At 51.3% G+C, this 18818-nt stretch carries 12 protein-coding genes; 5 read left to right on the top strand and 7 right to left on the bottom strand.

Annotation, left to right across the window (positions count from 1 at the left end; genetic code table 11):
* Positions 1 to 795 precede the first annotated feature (795 nt).
* Positions 796 to 1341, top strand: coding sequence for a response regulator (locus tag H6F91_RS24870; protein ID WP_190773004.1), 546 nt, complete (start codon positions 796 to 798; stop codon positions 1339 to 1341).
* A gap of 242 nt (positions 1342 to 1583) precedes the next feature.
* On the opposite strand, the gene H6F91_RS24875 is transcribed toward H6F91_RS24870, so the two are convergent.
* Both H6F91_RS24875 and H6F91_RS24880 read right to left on the bottom strand, forming a co-directional pair.
* Positions 1584 to 2129, bottom strand: a complete 546-nt coding sequence (locus tag H6F91_RS24875; protein ID WP_242035972.1) for a hypothetical protein — start codon at positions 2127 to 2129, stop codon at positions 1584 to 1586.
* A 538-nt stretch (positions 2130 to 2667) separates the two neighbouring features.
* Positions 2668 to 4476, bottom strand: a complete 1809-nt coding sequence (locus H6F91_RS24880; protein WP_199308043.1) for a ShlB/FhaC/HecB family hemolysin secretion/activation protein — start codon at positions 4474 to 4476, stop codon at positions 2668 to 2670.
* 471 nt (positions 4477 to 4947) lie between these two features.
* On the opposite strand from H6F91_RS24880, the gene H6F91_RS24885 reads away from it, so the two are divergent.
* Together H6F91_RS24885 and H6F91_RS24890 are read left to right on the top strand one after the other, a co-directional pair.
* Complete coding sequence (locus tag H6F91_RS24885) at positions 4948 to 8148, top strand: TIR domain-containing protein (protein ID WP_190773002.1); 3201 nt, start codon at positions 4948 to 4950, stop codon at positions 8146 to 8148.
* A 24-nt stretch (positions 8149 to 8172) separates the two neighbouring features.
* Positions 8173 to 8973: a DUF928 domain-containing protein gene (locus H6F91_RS24890; protein WP_190773001.1), complete on the top strand. Its 801-nt coding sequence runs from the start codon at positions 8173 to 8175 to the stop codon at positions 8971 to 8973.
* A 218-nt stretch (positions 8974 to 9191) separates the two neighbouring features.
* Here H6F91_RS24890 and H6F91_RS24895 read toward each other — a convergent pair whose 3' ends face one another.
* The 5 genes from H6F91_RS24895 to H6F91_RS24915 all read right to left on the bottom strand — a co-directional run bounded on the left by H6F91_RS24895 (position 9192) and on the right by H6F91_RS24915 (position 17024).
* Positions 9192 to 11039: a hypothetical protein gene (locus H6F91_RS24895; protein ID WP_190773000.1), complete on the bottom strand. Its 1848-nt coding sequence runs from the start codon at positions 11037 to 11039 to the stop codon at positions 9192 to 9194.
* Positions 11040 to 11087: 48 nt separating this feature from the next.
* Positions 11088 to 12053 carry a lysylphosphatidylglycerol synthase transmembrane domain-containing protein gene (locus H6F91_RS24900; RefSeq protein WP_190772999.1) on the bottom strand — a complete coding sequence of 322 codons (966 nt, stop codon included), beginning with the start codon at positions 12051 to 12053 and terminating at the stop codon, positions 11088 to 11090.
* Between the two features lie 250 nt (positions 12054 to 12303).
* Entirely contained in the window at positions 12304 to 15075 is a 2772-nt protein-coding gene (locus H6F91_RS24905; protein ID WP_190772998.1) for a glycoside hydrolase family 15 protein, read from the bottom strand.
* 168 nt (positions 15076 to 15243) lie between these two features.
* A complete protein-coding gene (locus H6F91_RS24910; protein WP_190772997.1) occupies positions 15244 to 15555 on the bottom strand; it encodes a hypothetical protein in 312 nt (103 codons plus the stop codon).
* 392 nt (positions 15556 to 15947) lie between these two features.
* Complete coding sequence (locus H6F91_RS24915; protein ID WP_190772996.1) at positions 15948 to 17024, bottom strand: zinc ABC transporter substrate-binding protein; 1077 nt, start codon at positions 17022 to 17024, stop codon at positions 15948 to 15950.
* Between the two features lie 68 nt (positions 17025 to 17092).
* On the opposite strand from H6F91_RS24915, the gene H6F91_RS24920 reads away from it, so the two are divergent.
* Together H6F91_RS24920 and H6F91_RS24925 are read left to right on the top strand one after the other, a co-directional pair.
* Entirely contained in the window at positions 17093 to 17836 is a 744-nt protein-coding gene (locus H6F91_RS24920; protein ID WP_190772995.1) for an ABC transporter ATP-binding protein, read from the top strand.
* Positions 17837 to 17935: 99 nt separating this feature from the next.
* Positions 17936 to 18796: a metal ABC transporter permease gene (locus tag H6F91_RS24925; protein WP_190772994.1), complete on the top strand. Its 861-nt coding sequence runs from the start codon at positions 17936 to 17938 to the stop codon at positions 18794 to 18796.
* Positions 18797 to 18818: the final 22 nt, after the last annotated feature.

Raw genomic sequence — 18818 nt, forward strand, 5'->3', positions numbered from 1 at the left:
GTTTTTCTGAAACCGTTGATTTTGCGTGCGCGAAGCGCACGCAAAATCAACGGTTTCAGAAAAACTGTCCAGAATATTGAAAATTAGACGTTGTTAAATAGGGGATGGGAACAAACTACAGGGCGTTTCATTTCATCCCCTATTTAGCAACGCCAGAATTTGAATCAATTACTGAGTATTAAAAGTCCGCTATTTTGAAAGATGCTAGGCTTAGCTCTCAAAAGTCAGGTGGTATGAAAATTTTTTGTATCTCAAAAGGTACTACAGATTTATGTAGAAATAATGTAACGGTTGGTATCAGTTACCTGGAGCTGGCATAAGCTCTTTTTTGAAGTGCTAGTCATCCTAAGATCGCCTGAAATAGTTGCACCCAATACGTTTTTAACAAAAGACAAAATAAATACTTTAGCTTGGTTAAGCAACAGTTAGTAAGGATTTATATTGAAGCGTTAAGATAGGGGTTGGCAAAGTGGAAGATGTGTTCTACTATAAAACCTAACTAAATAATTTTCGTTACTTTCATAATCATCAAAAATTTTCTGGGTTTATAACTTCATCCCTTTGTTCGTTGCCTGACGGTTTGTCAAACAGCATCAAGCCTGATTCGTTCAAGATTCATCTTGCTAAAAGGCTTGTCAAATTTTCCATACTCCACAAGCTGTTTGCTCTTCCGAAGTAATTTATCAATGGCTCTGCTTAATCATTCGTGTTCAACATTAGCAATAGATGTGCAGGTTTGGTGTTTCTGTTGCGATAGCTGAACTGCCGATCTGATCTTCATTTGGTGTTTGGCCTATGAACAGCGATCGCGTGCGAATTCTAGTTGTCGATGATGAGCCAGATCATCGACTTCTCATTCAAACCATCCTTAATGAATTCATTTCCCAAAAACTTGACTTAGCTGAGGCCTGTGATGGATTGGAGGCCCTGAAGCTTTTTCAAACCTGGCGCCCCGATCTGATTCTGATGGATTTGTGGATGCCTCATATGAATGGAGAAACTGCAATTCGACAAATTCGTGCCCTTGAAAGCCAGTGGTGCAAGGCAGACTCTCTATCCTTCCGCTACCCTTCTGTACGCATTCTGGTAGTGACAGCGGCAACCTTTGAGTCCGATCGCGCCTCTGCTTTTACAGCAGGTTGTGATGGCTTCATCCGTAAACCTTTAGACCTTGATGACTTTTTGTACAAACTTACGCAGCACTTGGATAGCCTTAACTCTGGCTTTTCAAAAGCTTTTCAACATCCATGGCCGGCCCCCCAAATCAATTCCCAAGCGGGTCTATGTAGCCAGTTAAAGCCCAATTCAGGAGATGTCCGCTGTACAGCAGGCATTTTCTGAATTGGGCTTTAACTTACATCGTGCACCTTCTCTGTCTGCGATATTGCATCAGGTGTGGCTGGCTTACGTCAGTCCTCCGGTTATGAAGTGTATACCTTTGGGGCCTGTTTCAAATGTGGATGGGGTGTGGTGAAAGGGGCACTTCGTGTCCTTTCACCGCACCCCATCCACGTGTTTAGAACACTACCAGATTCTCATTACGGCCTGGAGATTATCTTCAGGCCGTAATCGAGTTTAATCTGTTACACAGATGGATAGACTTGCAGCAGCACCTCGGCAATGTAGCCATAACCCAGAATGAACTGGCTGCACTTGTTCTGTGCAGGGCCAACTTCAGCCGTAGCAGATACCACATACAGGCCAGGGTCCATATTCCACTTCCGAGCAGTGCCGGGAAGTTGGACGGTGTAATTAAACACGTCCTTTTGGGTGTAGATCGCGATCGCCTGATCCACTTCGTCTGCGATATTACCTTGACCTTCGAAGTGGAAGTTCATGGTGATTTTGGTTTCTAGACACATCAGTAGAGCAGACAAAGGTGACTTATTGAATGCGATTTTCACACTAGCAATAACCTCTTCGTCTTCTGCCACAATGTGGGGAGATTGTTTGGGGGCCACGAAGTCAGGGTACAGGGGATCTCCAGCGGTACCATCAACTCTCAAGTCGGACAGGGTAAAGAACACAGGACCCAGAATATTCCGGGAGTAAAGTTCTGAATCTGTAACCTGTTCGCGTTGAGCTCTAGCAGCGGCCATAGCGGGGGAGAGCGTTGTTGTGTTAGCCATGAATCATGTCCTCTTAGGTGATGTTTGTTCGTGTATTTATTGACAGCACTGCCAGTATTCGTTGGGCTTATTTCGAATACTTTGCTTGCCAACTGAACCTACTATGGCATCCTAATTTTTCTGAGGCAGTCCTCACTGTGGGTACTATTTGTTCTTTGAAGTTATTTCAGCCAGAACTTATGTAAACCTGAGTTCGGGCTAAGGACTTTTTCGAGGGGCGCGCTTTGCGCGCCCCTCGAAAAAGTCCATTTTGTAGTGCGTGAAGCGCACTACAAAATGGACTTTTGAGCTTATCCCGAATTGAGGTATGTAACTTGGGTTTGGGTAAGTTTTTTTCGAGGGATGCGCAAAGCGCATCCCTCGAAAAAACACTTTGGCGTGCGCAGACTGTATACAAAAACGGATGCTTCAGCTTATTTCTAACGGGTGCATCCCACTTTTGTAAGTGAGGCGGGCTTAGCCCGCCTCACTTACAAAAGTGGGTTTCCAAATCTGCAAAAGTGGGATGCACCCTTTCTAACTGACGTTGAATCAGCAATCAGAATGGGGTGTAGATAATCGAGAAGTAGATTCCCTCTTCTTGCAAAGAGTCGCCCCGTGACTCGACATCGGTTAATGGAAGGCCCCAGTCAACGCGAGCCGTAAAATTGTCGCCCATCTGCCACAGCAAGCCTAGTCCTAACCCCATTAATAAATTGGGATCTGGGTCTTCGGTGCGGTTATTCCAACCCAGGCCGACATCGAAGAAAGGGGCCACTTGCAGCAGGCCGTCTACCTCAGGAACCCGCAGTACCGGCCAGCGTAACTCCGCTGTCAAGACAGCACCGTTGTCGGTTAAGAGAGTATCCTGGCGATAGCCGCGCACAGTGTCCTGGCCACCCATACCAATTTGCTCAAGGGAAAGCAGATCATCCCCGGTAAGTTGCACATCGCCCCGTACTAGTAGCAAAGTATCCCTGTCTAGCAGACGTACCCACTGCCCCTGCCCCCGCCAACTAAAGAAGCGGCTATCGGGTTGATCTTCGTTGACAGTAGAGCCCAGCAAATCAAGCCCCAGGTTGAATTGCGATCGCGCGGCCAGTACATGACGGCTGCTGCGCTCCACCCACTCCTGGTAGAACCGTAGGGCTGAAACGCGGGTACGTCCTTCCTCGTCAGCACCGGGGGACAGGGGAAAGGGGCCAATGTCTTCAATCCCCAGTTCCGTCTGGCTAGCCTGGCGCGAAGCCGTTAGCCCCAGTACCACTTCCTCTGTGGGAGATTGAAAGACGGGTTGGCGCACTCCCAGTTCGAAATAGCTGGAGTCAGAGTTGATCTCCAGGACATCAAAGGGTTCTTCAATCACATTGCTGTCAGTGAAACCGAGGGAAAGCTGGACGGTGCCGTTACGAGGATTAATGGGGACGCTGTAGCTGCTATCAATGCCGTTGCTGCCATCGGTGTTGGTGTATTCGAGACGGATGCGATCGCCAAACCCTAACAAGTTGCCCTCCTGGACCGCGATCCGGCGACGGATGCTACCAACACTGGGCGATCGATTGTTATCGAGGGTGAGAGTTGCGTCAAAACTATCCGCTTCCACTACGGCTACTTCGAGTCGGTTCGTGCCGGGCTCAACGCCCTCTTGCAGGTCAGCGGAGATGGTCTCAATCAGAGGGTCGAGTTGCAGCAGTTGCAGCCCTTCTAACAGGCGGGGCACATTTAGAGGGGAACGTCCAGCCAGACGCAGACGACTGCGGATGTAGCTATCATTTAGCCGTCGATTGCCAGTGATATTAATGTCTTCCAGGCGGCCTTCAACCACCTGAATTCTGACCACGTTGTTCTCTAGGGATTGGGGGGGAATGAAAGCCCCAGACGTGAGGTAACCATTGTCTGTGTAGAGGGCAGTGACGGCAGATCGGGCCTGCAACAGGTCGGTAAAGGAAACCTCAGGGCCGGTGAAGGGGCGTGTTACCGCTTCTAATTCTTCCTCGTCAAAGACGGTGCTACCAACAACCTCGTAGCGATCGACTTGAATAGTGCCTGGTAGATCTGAGGGCAGTTCCGGGGAGGTCGGTTGCTCGGCGGGGCTGGGGAGTAACTCGCTGGGGGGCGGCAGGGGGGGGAGGGGGGCATCGGGAAGGGGAGGCAGGGGGGGGGGGTCAGTCGGGAGGGATGGCTCTGGGACGTCAGGGGTAACGCGTTGTTTAGAACGAATATCAGCCGGATTAGAAAAGGGCCTGGTGGACAGTGAGGCTGGGGATTGGGGGGCAGCAGTGGCGATCGCAGGCCACAGGGAAGGAATAGGTATGGCAATTCCCAAAGCAATAACCAGACGAACCGTTCGTAAACCAGATGTAGCCATAGCCATTTTTATGAGGACAGAAGATTCTGGATGCGGTACGCTCAGTATCTTCTGTCTAAATAAAAATAGTTGAGAGCGCAGAAAACGAGGACCCCGAATCACGGCAATCTCCTGATAGACGGAACGGACGCAACCATACTGTACTGTGTTGGGGGCTTGTTTGAACCTTAAGGAGATTTCTGAGAAACAATATCCCCATTATTTGGAAAAAAGGCGCGGCGAAGCCGCTCCTTTTTCCCAAATAATGGGGAAGTTCTTATCTGGAAATCTCCTAAGTAGGTTGATGGATTGATATAGAGAATGGTTAGGATTTGTTGCGGCAGGTATTAGGCGATCGCTCAATACCCCTAATATCAACCTCACCCTGCTTCACCCCCAAAGATTGCTGTTTCCGTAATTTTTCTCGTGGCTTAGATAATTGTTGATATAGTCATGGTCAACAGGATGCAGAACCCCCTATAAAGAGTCGGTATGACTGAGTTCCAGGATGCATTTATCTCCTACGGACGGATCGATAGCAAAGAGTTCGTGATTCGGCTGCATGAGCGCTTGCAACAGGAAGGCGTGACAGCCTGGTTTGATCAGACCGACATTCCTCTCGGGGTCAACTTTCAAACCCAAATTGATACCGGCATTGAGCAGGCTGATAGCTTCCTGTTCATCATTTCGCCCCATGCCGTCAACTCACCCTACTGCCTGAAAGAAATTCAAATGGCAGTGTTGCAAAATAAGCGTATTATTCCACTGCTGCACGTTGAGGAGATTTCCCGCGATACCTGGCAGGAGCGTTATCCCACAGGCACGGGTGAGGAGTGGGATGCTTACCGAGCAAAGGGGTTGCACTCCTCCTCGAATATGCATCCAGAAATTAGCAAGATTAACTGGGTTTATTTTCGGGAAGGGGTGGATGATTTTGAGCGATCGCTCCGAGGCCTACTCGACCTTTTCCACCGTCATCAAGACTACGTGCATCAGCACACCGTATTGCTAACCAAAGCGCTGGAATGGGAACGCCACCAGAAGCAAAGCCAATACCTTCTGGTGGAAGAGGAGCGCATGGAGGCAGAGTTCTGGCTAACCCATCGCTTTAAGGGTGAGCAACCTCCTTGCGAACCGACCGATTTACATTGCGAGTTCATTTGTGAAAGCATCAAAAATGCCAATAATTTAATGACTCAGGTATTCCTCTGCCACACGTCAGAGGAATACGACATTGCCGATAGCGTTAGCAAAACCCTGATGCGTGAGCGGTTCACTATTTGGGCTAGCGACCTCAGCCGTAGAGGCCGCATTAATCCCTGGAATGATGTGCGCCAGGGCATTGAGCGAGCCGATCACGTCGTGTGTTTCCTCTCCCCCAGCTTCAATGACTCGGAGGACTGCTTAAAGCAGATGGCCTATGCCTTCGAGTTGAATAAGCCCATCATTGCCATTCGGTTGCGATCAACCACGTTATCTGCCCAACGCAAACGAGGCATGGTTGACATCTACAACCGTCTGGGGGTTGGAGATGAAAACTCTGTGCTGAATCGTTTGAAATCCCTGCCCGTGATTCATCTGGTACCCCAGGAAATTGATGCAGCCGAGTACCAGACGGGGATCGATATGCTGTTGTGTGAATTGAATAAGGAATCGGCTTATCACGAACAGCATAAGATGTTGCTGGTGCGAGCGTTACGCTGGCACGAACAGGGTCGTCAACCCAGCCTGTTGCTGCGGGGACACAATTTGCAAAAAGCCAAGGCGTGGCTGGCCTCTTCTAAAAGCTCTGACTTGCAACCCCCCGTTGCTTTGCAGGAGGAGCTCATTGCGACCAGTTTGGAACAGCCTCCCCAGATTTCTACAGCAGCATTCCTCAGCTACTCTCCAGTAGATTCTGACTTTGCCCGCAAGCTGAACAATGCCCTGCAGGATCAGGGTAGGAGCACCTGGTTTGATCAGGACGCCATCGTTTCTGGAAGCGATATTGAGAAAGAGCGGAAAACCGGTATTGAAACCGCCGATAACTTTGTGATTGTGCTGTCCCCCAGTGCAGTGCGATCGCCCCGCTGTCAGGAGGAACTGGCCTATGCGGAGGCGTTAAATAAGCGAATTGTGCCCCTTTTCTACCAAGCGGTTGAGCCTGATGGTCTACCGTCTGCGGTCGCCAACCGCCATGCGATTGACTTCACGAAGAAGACGAATTTTCTGGTAAATCTAGGGTCATTAATGACCAGCCTGGATACAGACCAGGAATACCTCCGGATGCACACCCGGCTTCAGGTGCGTGCCATGGAATGGAAGGCGGAGGGGCGGGATAACAGCTTTTTGCTGCGGGGGAAAGACCTGGCCGGTGCGGCCCGGTGGTTTGAGCAGTCGGCGACGCAATCGCCCCCCGCTACTGCACTGCAAACAGAGTTTATTGCAGCCAGCCAATCGCTTCCGTCTCGGCGTGTCAAACTGCGTACAGTAGCCGTTACGAGCGTTGCAGCGACCGCTCTGGTGGCGATCGCCCGATTTATGGGCATGTTGCAAGGCGTAGAACTGGCAGCCTACGACGCATTCCTGCGGGCCCGTCCCAGCGAACCTCAGGATGAACGGTTTTTAATGATTGGGGTGGATGAACCGACGTTGCAGTTTTTGCAGAACCAGTATGAACCGGGACGCGGTACCATTCCCGATGGTGCGCTGGCCGATATGTTGAAGGCATTAGAACCCGGTCAACCCCGCATGATTGGGCTAGATTTCTATCGCGATTTTGCAGCCGAGCCAGAGCTGAATGGCCTCCTTGCACAGACCCCAAATTTGATCACTGTTTGCAAAAGTAGTTACCGGGGTTGGAGTAACCAGACGGTAGATGCGATCGCCTATCCTCCTGAGGTGAAACGGGAACAGGTCGGCTTCAGCGACTTACTGGATGACGACCAGGGCGATCGCTATGTGCGCCGTCATTACCTGATGCAACAATCGGGTGATATGGGGGTGTGTGACACCAAGGAAGCCTTTAGCCTGGTCTTAGCTCGTCGTTACCTGGAGGCCGAAGGGATGCCGTTCACTTCTCCTGAGAATGCGCAGGGAACGGCCTATCAGCAAGACATGGTACTGGGCGATCGCCCCATTCCTCAACTGCTGGGTACCGGAGCCGCCTACCAATATATGGACAATCAACTACGGGGCTACCAAACCATGCTCAACTATCGCACCCATAATGGCAGTGCCCCTGGGTTTGCTTCCATGGTTAGCCTGAAGGATGTGATTCAGGGCAAGGTGCCTGCTGAGCAGATCCGCGATCGCATTGTCTTGGTTGGTTTTACGGCACCATCTTCTACCGCTGCTGATTTTTGGAATACTCCTTTTGGGGAACTGCCTGGGGTAATTTTGCAGGGCCAAAAGACGAGCCAATTGATCAGTACTGTGCTGGATAATCGGCCGCTGATCTGGTGGTGGCCTTTGGGGCTCGAAACCGTGTGGACGCTGGCTTGGGGGTGTGTAGGTGGAGTGGTCGTGTGGAAAATAAGCCGGGTCAAACTGCTAGCCTTAAGCCTGGGGTTAGCTCTAGCCAGCTTATATGGGATTAGTTATGTTGTGTTTGTCTTTGGCAGTGGCTGGCTACCCCTTGTGCCCCCGGCGATCGCTCTACTCATGGCCGGAGCAGTCGTAGGGTACTTAAATTATCGTCTCCGCAAAATTTGACAATACAGCTCAGGAGCCTGAGACATGAAACGCCTGAATTCGTCGTTACGCGTACAACGCCCGCTATATACTTGCTTGAGGTCGTCCCGCCTGTGGGGTCGGGCGATCGCCGTTATCATTTGTGGAGCTATGGTGTTCCCGGTTGTACCTGCTCCAGCGGAAGCTCAAAGCTTGAGTGAACGGATTCAAGCGCTCTTTACTCGCAATCGTGAAGTGGGTCGTGCTTCCGGGAGGGCACGAGGTGGAGCGATTCGGTCGGGGTGCCAGACATTGGACGTGGAGGGCGATCGCCCTCTGTTGGCATTGATTCCAGCTAGCAACTTGGGAAAGACATCTGAAGATTACCCCACCTTCTGGTTCTACTCGCCATTTACAGCTTCCAACACAAACCTCTCGGCGCTCTTCACGCTGTTAGATAAGGATCGTAACCCGGTGTTGCAATCGATTTCTATCCCCGTTAGTCTTCCTGAAACGCCTGGGCTTGTCAGCTTTCAGTTACCTAGTACAGAGGCCCCGCTGCAAACCGGCGAAACGTATAATTGGTATTTCACCATCGTCTGCAATTTACCCTCGGGTGGCGAACAGGATCTGACGGAAGTGAGTGGTTGGGTTGAGCGAGCTCAACTTTCGCCTGAAGCCGCTCAGCAACTGACCGAGACTGCCGACCCATACCCCATCTACGCAGATAACGATTTCTGGTACGAAGCTGTAACACAACTGGCTCAAAATCGTACTACCTATGCTGGTGACTGGAATGCCCTGCTAAGTCTGTTTGAATTACAAGATTTGGCGAGCAGTTCAGTTACACCGTTACGGTCTGAGTAAATCCCAGGACATAAGGCAAAAATGGCTGTAGCTAACCTCAGTTCGGGATAAGCTGAAGTGCTCATTTTGTCGTGCGCTTTGGGCACTCGAAAACGCCCTTAACCCGAACTCAGGTTAGCTATTAGTACTTAGCGCTCTTCAGCTAAAAACCAGAGCCTTGATTTCGACCTTCGAAATCAAGGCTCTGGTTTTGTTTGGGCAAGGGGTAAGGGCTCAGGTTACGGAGTAGCTCGAGGGGGTTTGCCTGGTTTCGGGGCGCTTTGTTTTAGCAAACAGGTAGTGTTTAGAAGTTGCAGAACGTGCTTTGAGGAAGCGCTTTCTGCAACCACACATTTTTTGCTAATCACCGCTAGTGCAGGTCGATACCCCTTAAGTATCCGCTCTTTCAGGGGTTTGCGGAACTCCGGAAACTGTGCGAAGACCTCATTCTGAAGGTAATCAACAGTGGCAAAATCACGGTCGATGAGCCAGTAATCAATACCTGTACGCCGAATCATCTTTTTGATTTGGTTCAGGTTGTTGCTGTATTGCGTATTCAGAACATCCAGCAATCGCGTTTGGGCCTCCTGGAAGTAACCCTTGTGGTAGGGCAAAACGTAGCCACCTCCACCTACATACACGGGGCGTTCTGCAAAGCTGGGAATATTGTTGACTTCATTATCAATAGAGGCGATCAGCGTGTCTTTAGGCTTAGAGAGCAAAAATTCATAAATTTCTGGGTAAAGCCCCTTCTCATAACGAGCGATGGGAAACCGCTCACGTTCGAAAGTGAGCTGGTAAGGATTTGCCAACAGGATTGTAACCAGTAGTGCTGTTAAACTAAGGGCTCCAAAAGAACGAATTTTTAGGCTAGGCTTTGCCTGACTCTGAATCCAACTCAGTAACCGATCGCCAAGAATGACAAGGGTAACCCCTGCCGATAACGCCATGATGATGCGTAGGCTATGTTCTCCGTAACGATTGGGCAGGTGCATCCGAAATAGCAACATGTGGGCCAGCAAGAATAACCCGAAGGATGCCACCAGAGTTTGAGGCACCACTAGGGATTCTGGACTAACCCGCTTTGCCAGCGGAAACCGCTGTCGTTCAAGGATCAGGAGTGGCAGGAGGAACCCCAGACCGATCTGGGGCAGCGAGAACGATAAATCACACCATTCAGAGGGCAAAAAACCACTACGTTTGCCACAAATCCAATATCGGCTGAAGTAACTTTCAAAAAAGCGTGACCATCCATTGCGCCCCATAGCTGTCATGTTGAGCGCTTCGGCACGGCTTAGTACCGGGCCATAGGGTGACGATTCGACGGCATAGGGGATCAGTAACAGAAAAACCGTTCCTAATCCCATCAAGTAAAAGCGTAGATCGGATGAGGGAGCGAACCCCAAGCGTCCATTTTTGAACGAGAACAACCGCAAGCAGAGAACGCCACTGGCTATCAACATTACCTGGGGGTAGAACAACCCTAAAAGTACCAGGGAGATCAGGAAGGGGATGAGCGATCGCCGCATCAAGTAATAGAAAAATGCGGTGAAGAATGGGTACACAAACGCAACGGGCGTTGCCGAAACAATGTCATCCCGCAACCACAGGTTCTGGTTCATCAGCGTGGCCGAGATGAAGGCCGCAACAGGAGACGGCAGAAACTGCATCGTTCCTAAGAAGATGTAGACCGTTGTGACCAGTGCCAGAATAGGGGGCAAGAGCTTACTGAGGACGATCGGATCAACGCCGACCTGGCTAAACAGATGGTAGAACGTGCTGTAGCCCCAGGGAGCAACAGACTGAAAATAGTCCGCCATCAGGTCGTTAGGGTAGATGTCGGGGTCTAGAAAACGCCGCATCCAGGAGACATGTTGCCGCGCGTCATCTTGAATGATGAAGCGAGAACTCAGTGCCCTCAACATAACGGGTAAGCTGTAGCTCAGCGATATCAGTAGACTCAGCCCTAACCACAGGTAGCGCTGAAACTGGCTGACTTCAGTCGTGATGTACTTACGGAGATAGGCCAGATCCATGATTGAGAAGCGGGATGGAGATGCCGTCGAGCCGGAATACGTTTGAGTCACGTTGTAGGAAGGGGGAGACAGATGAAGTTGCTTGTTATTGTAAGGGGACTATTTTGTAGCCGTACGAACGTCCTGGGCAAGTTTGATGTACTGTCCCAAAAACGGTAGACCCCCAACGGCCGGTAATAGATAGCGTGAGGTGCATAACAAACCCAGAGCCGCACCAACGGTTGCTGGAAAGTAGGGTTGGTAAAGGGCAATTAAGGCGGCATCACGGGTACCCACCCCAGCGAATGTGAGGGGTAGAAGCCCAGCCAGAATAGCTAGAGGAGAAAGGGCTAAATTTGTCAGGAACGGTGCCCAGGCATTGAGGGCCAGGATGAAGAACCAGATCTGCAACAGATGCAGAAACCAGATAAAGACCGAGGTGAGAGAAACAATCAGCAATCGGCGGCGATCGCCCCAAAAATAATCATGCATTTCCTTCCAGGAATAGCTGAGCTTGTTGATTTTCAGCTTCAGCTTTTTAGGAGCGATAGCATGGGCTTTGCCAAAGAAAAACTGGGCAAAAGCAGGCGACCCAAGGAGCATGAGGCCCAGCCCCAGGCCGAGGGCAACACATAAGGTCATGCCCCAGAAAAAGGCATCCTTTTGGGGGTAGAGCAACAGGCCAAATGCACACCACAGCAGCAACGAGAGCATGTCGCAGGCTTTCTCAAAGACCACCAGGGAAAGCGCCAGGGAACCGCTGAGGTGACCGCGATCGCGCATGAAGTAGGCTTTGGCGATGTCTCCCATTTTGGAGGGCAACACCATATTGAGACTGCTGGCAGCCAGGATGAGCTTATTGGCCTCCCAAAACCCAAGATTGCGGGTGGTATCCGGAGAGCTGGGCATCAATTGCTGCAAGCGCCAGGCCGTAAACAGGGTAATAGGGATAACCATGCCGAGGCTGACGGGCATCCAGAGGCGATCGCAATCTTGAAAGACCTTTACTAGACCGGCAAAATCAATCTTCCAGTAGATCAGCAGCAATATGACCAGGCTGACCGCGATGGAAATGAGTCGCTTCATGCCAACACCTCCTCAACGGATACACAGTAGCACGGCAGGGGGGACATCCGGTTCTTCTAAAACCCCACAGCATCGTATTGCTGGCTACAAATTGATTAGGCCATTAGAGGCGATGGGAGGCTAATCCTCCCATCGCCTCTAATGGCCTTCAGCTTACATAACTAGAGGAGGGCGATCGCCCTCCTCTAGCTCGTTCGCTCTTTAGTTACCTAATCATCGGTTGTGCAAAGCAGGGTTGCTAAAGAACCGATTAAATGGGTGCTACATTTGCTTCCTGGTCAATGTTGACCTGAAAGTCCCGCCCCTCCCACTGGTTCGTATCGATCCAATAGAAGGTGAAACGGATGGGTGTTTCCTGGCCGAAGGGGATGGGGACATCGACGTAATGAATGCCAGCCGGGGTAGACTTTGCAGTTGCGTCGTGAATGTCTGCCCACTCGGTATGGGTGCAACGCAGGCGGAAGGGCCGAGGGGCCTGAACCCGCAGTAGCTCCTGGGGAGTGATAGCCTCAATCGGAGAATCGATGCTCCAGGTGCGGAGCGCCTCTAGACGAATTTCGGGGGTGCTGTTTTGCTGAATCATAGTGGGTGTGGGGGTGAGAACTTCGGTTGTGTGAACGTTGACTTGAAAATCGCGTCCTTCCCATTGCTCCGTATCCAACCAGTAGAAGGTAAAGCGGATGGGCTTTTTCTGACCGCACGGCACGGGGATATCGACATAATGAACGCCAAGGTCGGTGGGCTTTGCAGTCGTGTCGTGGGTATCGTCCCAGTCGGAATAGGTGCAGCGCAGACGGAACGGGCGTGAAGCCTGGATGCGCAGTAGTTCTTGCTGGGTAACCTCTGCCATTTGAAAATGGGTGCTCCAAATCTGGGGTGCTCTGGGGCGTCCCTCCTGGCTACCGTACCGCTGAGCCACTGCGGGAATGAAGTTGAATACCTGACCATCCATCGTTGAGCGAAGCAACGTCAAATACTCTGCGTGAGCCCAGGCCAGGGGCATCGCTGAACCTGTAGGGCCACCTAGATACATGTGGGCTTCGGGTAGATCAGGGGCATCCCAAATTTGTTCGGGCAGGAGACCTGTGGATGAGGCAAAGCCTTCCATTGCAGAGATGTAGGGTTGAGGGTCCTGGTGGGCCGCGATCGCATAATGCCCCCGTTCTCCTGTCAACAGCGGCCAGGCTCGGCCCTGGCCCCATTCCTGCCAGGGGCTACCATCGGCCCGTTGACCATAGCCATCATGGCTGTACCGTCGCCAGCAGGGACCAAAGGGCGTATCCACTTTCAGGTCTGCATCAACGACCCGTAATGAATCGACAATGAGTGGGTCATCAGCTTGACGAATGCCATAACGAACCAATTCCAAAAAGCCGGCATCGACCACTTCGCTGGCTCGCAACTCCTGGGGCTTGCCGGGGCCTTGATGGGGCAGGAAGACAATGCCCCGGTTGGGGTCAGGAATGGCATCAGGGGTAGCAGGGTCGATCGGGGCAATATGAACGAAATGTCGGGAGATGCCGGGTACCCGGCTACCCTCGCGAGTCACCGTCCAGGCTTCAATGTGAGATTCTAAAAAGTCAGCATAGTCCTCAACGAATTGGGCCGTTTGATGGTCGCCGCGATCGCGCATCATCTCGGCTGCTGCAATCAGCGCTGCAATGGTTACCGCCAGCGTCGCGGGGGAGTAACCACCGCTTTGTTCCCAACGATCTTGCTGTGTGACGGGGCCATGGTTGATCAGGTAGCGTACGGCTTGTTGCACCATCGGATAGGGGTCGAACTGCCGCAGTGCTTTTTCTTGATGCAGGTGCCAGGTCAGCAAGATGGGGAAGGCGACCTGATCGAGCTGCACGCCATCCTGTAGGGGTTCACCATTGAGCCAGGTGACCTGGGCAAAACTCCCATCGGGGAGCTGACTGGTCGCCAGGTAGATGAGCGATCGCAGAGGGGTTTCTTGATTTCCAGCGGCCAGTAAGCCCAGGGCACAGTGGACGAGATCTCGAATCCAGACCGCATGGTAGCCCCGTTGGTGGGGGTCAGATGAGCCTTTGCTGGATGGATCGCCTTTTGTTTCTCCCCAAGGTATCGCTAGAGATGCAATCATTGCCCCCTGGTAGCGCTTGTCTTCATGGGCCAGTAACGTGCTGATGCTGCTGGCGCAAAGGTTGCCGCCATCTGTTGCGACCTGAGCCAGGGGCAGCACATTGTGGCAAGGGCGCTCCCACTGTTCCATGTAGCGCTTCTGCTGATCCACAAAGGGCACATCTAAGGATTGCAGCAAAGCGGTGATGGCTTTGGAGAGGCAGTCACCAAAGGCCAATCCAACCGTGAAGGGCACATCCATTTCGGGCTGAAGCTCTCCAGTGAGGGCAACATTGCCATCTAATGCACAATCGAATTCCCAATCCATTTGAAAGTCGTTGTGCAAATCTGTCCAACCATCACTCTGCCCAACATAACCGCAGGAAAGACGGGTAAAAGGTAAGGTTGCTCCCAACGCTAACCACTGTCCCTGTTTCTCCGCGACCAGCAGTTCACGCCCTGCCACAGTCACCACGTGGGCATTGTTACCCCACCCTCCCACTTCTAGATGGGGAGCGCAGAGCAGATATAGCCGCAAGTCGGGCAAATTACCCGTAACCCTGGTCTGTTGAAGCAGACACGGCAGGTGCGGATCAACAATAATTTCTTTGGTGATGCGATATTGCCCGTTAGGGTCAGAATTGGTGACACTGTATCCCAACGCGTATTGCCACAGGCGTTTGGTTTCAGAATGGAGATGCGCTTTTTCTTCATGAAAAAAGCTTTTGCCATCCGTAATTAAAAACTGCAAATCGCGCAGTTGAGGCCAGTCAATTGTGGGGTGATACACCTCTGTGATGACTCCATTCCACAGAGTAGACCAGACCTGGCTGGAGGTTGAGTAGGCTGTACCGATACCCGCCTTATTGCCCTGAGTCCAGCGGGGCTCGATGCCAGGTTGACCAAAGGCCTGGGTCTGTCCGCGAAATTGGGTCATGATGGTTGCTTCAGCGCGACGGCGAGGACAGGGAAGCTGTAATGGATCAACTTCCACCCTTTGAGGTTAGCGATCGCAGCAAACGCCAAACACTTTCCTACGGAAGATTCAAAAGATTTAGATATCTAAACAAAGATAGGTGTGGCGCTTTGCACCACACCTACTTTTTTATGCACGCTCAAATGAAGCGATCGCCCTCAAATAAGCATCATTTAACTCATTCCAGGCTTGTTCAAAATCCTGTTGCAGTTCATTCCAGTGAGCATTGTTTGCCTGTTGTAACCGTTGTAGCTTCCGTTGTACCGTATTTCGTTTCACCGATAGATGCTCTAACTCAACCTGATATACGGCTGAGAATGTTGCTTTGGCATGTTGTGCTCGCTTACGATAGGCATCCACTTGTTGGCTCAGGCGAGAAAATTCTGTTTCAGCATTTTGTAAGTAGTTTTGATGCTGTGTTGTATCAATGGAAGTGCTCATTTTGATCTCCCTTTTTCATAACTGTGAAAAAGTTTTTAGGATGCTAATTTGGCGTGGTTTATGCAGGAAAAATCAACACCACCACAAAAACTTTTCAGAAGTTGCTTGAGAAAATCCCATATAAGAACTAATTTTCCGCAGATCTGGATCTACGGAAAATTAGTGTTTTCAGTACCTGCTCAAGTTCTGTGAAAGCCTGTTATTTAGGATTTAGGAGTCCACTCAACAAGCTGTTCCGTTGAACACGCCAGAATTGAAATTCTTACCCCTCTCTTATACTTTGCCGAATGCGTAGGGAGATTGGATCTGCCTTTTGCTTGAGATTGCGATCGCCCGAAATTGAAACCGCTAATTTTCAGTTTCTTATAAGTAGATACCTTTTCAACCAGCCTCTAGGGTACTGCAGGTGCATCTTCGGGCTTACAGGTTCCTCCAAGCGCGTTGACGATGGTGCAGGTATTGGTCACCAACATGGTCTGATAATGATCTACGGCTGTGTTGGGACCGGTTGGGCCTTCGACATAGAGGGGTTGAGGGGCAACGGTGACTCCGGCGTTTCGGGCGATCGCCTCGATGCTTTTAGGATTGGTGGTTGCTTCAGCAAAAATGGCTGGGACACCTGCCGATTTCACCTCATCCACCAGGTCTGTCAGATTTCCTGCGGCGACCTCTTCAGATGTGCTGAGGCCACTTAAGGTTCCTCCCACAGAAAAGCCATAGGCGGCTGCGAAATAGTGAAACGCATCGTGAGGCGTCACTAATTTGCGATTTGCTGGGGGAACTGTGCTGACTTGCGCTTTAATCCAGGTATGAATTCCTGACAATTGCTCCGTCAGCTTAGCGGCATTGGCTTCGTACTGAGCGGCATGGGTTGGGGCGATCGCTGCCAGGTTTTCTTCAAGCACCTTGACGATAGCCACCCCATTCTCGGCGTCGTGCCAAACGTGCGGGTCTGGGGTTTCAACGTCTCCAGCGTTTGCTGTGTCAGTTTCATGACCATGCTCGTCTTCGGCTTCTGCGTGGCCTGGTTCGTCTGCCTCATGCTCATGGTCATGACCCTGACCCATCAAGGGTTTGGGTACGGCTTCTTCATAAACCGCCACTTTCGGAGCCGAGTTGGTGGTTGATGTCACCAGTCGAATAATGTCAGGGGCGTAGTTGTACCCCTCGTAAAGAATCAAGTCGGCATCATCAATGGCACGGCGGTCAGAAGGCGTCGGCTCGTAAGTATGGGGGTCTTGTCCCGGGTCAATCAGACAGGTGAGCTGAATCGTATCCTGGGCGAGTTGCTGGACTAAATCGCAGACAACGCTTGAGCTCGCAACGACATCAGGGCGATCCTCTTGAGTGGAGGACGCGGCTTCTCCGGACGTGCTGGAGGTTGGCGTGCAACTGGTGGCTAGAGTCACGATGAGCGCGATCGCTGTCCATTTCCAGGCTTGGGCGGGCCGATATAAGAAGTGCTGCATGATCTTTGCCGCTTCCGAGAGGGTCTGCTATGATCTTGTGAGAATGATTCTCATCCCAACTCGGGTTCATGTTAGAAGTTCAAAATTTGTCTGTCAACTATCGAAGCGTTCAGGCGCTTGAAAACGTACAGTTCAAGCTGCATCCCGGTGAGCTGGTAGGGCTGATTGGTCCCAATGGTGCCGGTAAAAGCACGCTGCTAAAGGCGCTTCTTGGGCTGATTCCGGTCAACGACGGGCAAATTTTGTTTCATGAGCATCCAGTACGACGACTGCGGCATCGGATCGCCTATGTGCCCCAGCGATCGCAAATTGATTGGGATTATCCCATCACAGCCTGGAACGTAGTGATGATGGCTCAAACGCCGTCTCTAGGATGGTTTCGTTCTCCCAGCCCGTCAGCCCAACGGCGCGCCCTGGAAGCGCTAGATCGGGTGGAAATGTTGCAGCTGCGTAACCGCCAAATTGGTGAGCTTTCGGGTGGGCAGCAACAGCGTGTTTTCCTCGCCCGAGCCCTGGCCCAAGAGGCTGATTTGTTTTTCTTTGACGAGCCTTTCACGGGCATTGATCGTAAAACCGAGGCGATCATGCTTCGTGTGTTTGACGAGCTGAAGAGTTTGGGTAAAACCTTGCTGGTGTGCAGCCACGAGTGGGGTGATGCGTTGCGTCGATACGATCGCCTCCTGCTCCTCAACCGCCAGCTACTGGCCAACGATCATCCTGATCAAGTGATGACCCTGGAAAACATTCAGCGGGCCTATGGTTCTAATTTGACTCCTGCTCAGCGAGCGGAAGAAGCTTTTTTGTTCTGTTAACTCTGGAGGTCGGTTGGCCGCCTCTGCAAAACTTAATCAGGCGAATGTCCATTTGCCTTTACCGTATTCGAACCTCGTCTAAGGGCAATCGTTTCTGCAATGCTAAACCTGCTGCTTGACCCCTTCGCTTATGAATTCATGCGAAACGCGCTTCTGGTAGGGGTCTTAGTTGGTTTCCTCTGCCCGGTAGTGGGTAGTTATTTGATTGTGTTGCGAATGGCCTTGTTGGGAGATGTGATTGCCCATGCAGTCATGCCAGGCTTGGCGATCGCTCACTTCCTAAACGTGCAGCTGGCAATTGGGGCCTTTATCTCTGGTCTACTCAGTACCTTTTTAATCAATTGGATTCGCCATCAAACACGAGTCAAGGCGGATGCTGCGATGGCGCTCATCTTTTCCAGCTTTTTTGGTCTGGGAATTCTCTTGCTCACGACCCTCCGTACCCGCTTGGATCTGGAGGGGTTGCTATTTGGTGACATTCTCAGCGTTACGTTGGTAGATGCTTTGCGCACAGGGGCGATCGCTGCGGTTGTGCTGCTGCTCATTAAGTTGTTTTATAAAGAGCTTCTCTTTTTTACCTTTGACCGGTCTGGAGCAGAGGCTATGGGACTTCCGGTAAGCCTGCTGAACACGGGTTTGATGGCCGGAATTACCATGACCATCATTGCTGGAATGCATACGGTGGGTGTAATTCTGGTTATTGCGTTAATGATCGGGCCTGCGATTGCGGCTTACCTGCTGGTTAAAGAGCTACACCTGATGATGATTTTAGGGGGTGTGTTAGGGGCGATCGCGACTGTGATCGGAATGTATGCCAGCTATTATTTCGACTGGCCATCAGGTCCGGCGATCGCCCTGGTTGTGTTCAGCTTTTTCATCCTGGCTCTGCTGTTCAGCCCTAGCCAGGGTGTGCTGACACAGAAATGGAAGCGTATGCAAACGCATGTTCGGTCTAATTAAATAACTATGAAATTAGGCAGTG

It is taken from the genome of Leptolyngbya sp. FACHB-8 (assembly GCF_014695575.1).
Taxonomy (GTDB): Bacteria; Cyanobacteriota; Cyanobacteriia; order Elainellales; family Elainellaceae; genus Vacuolonema.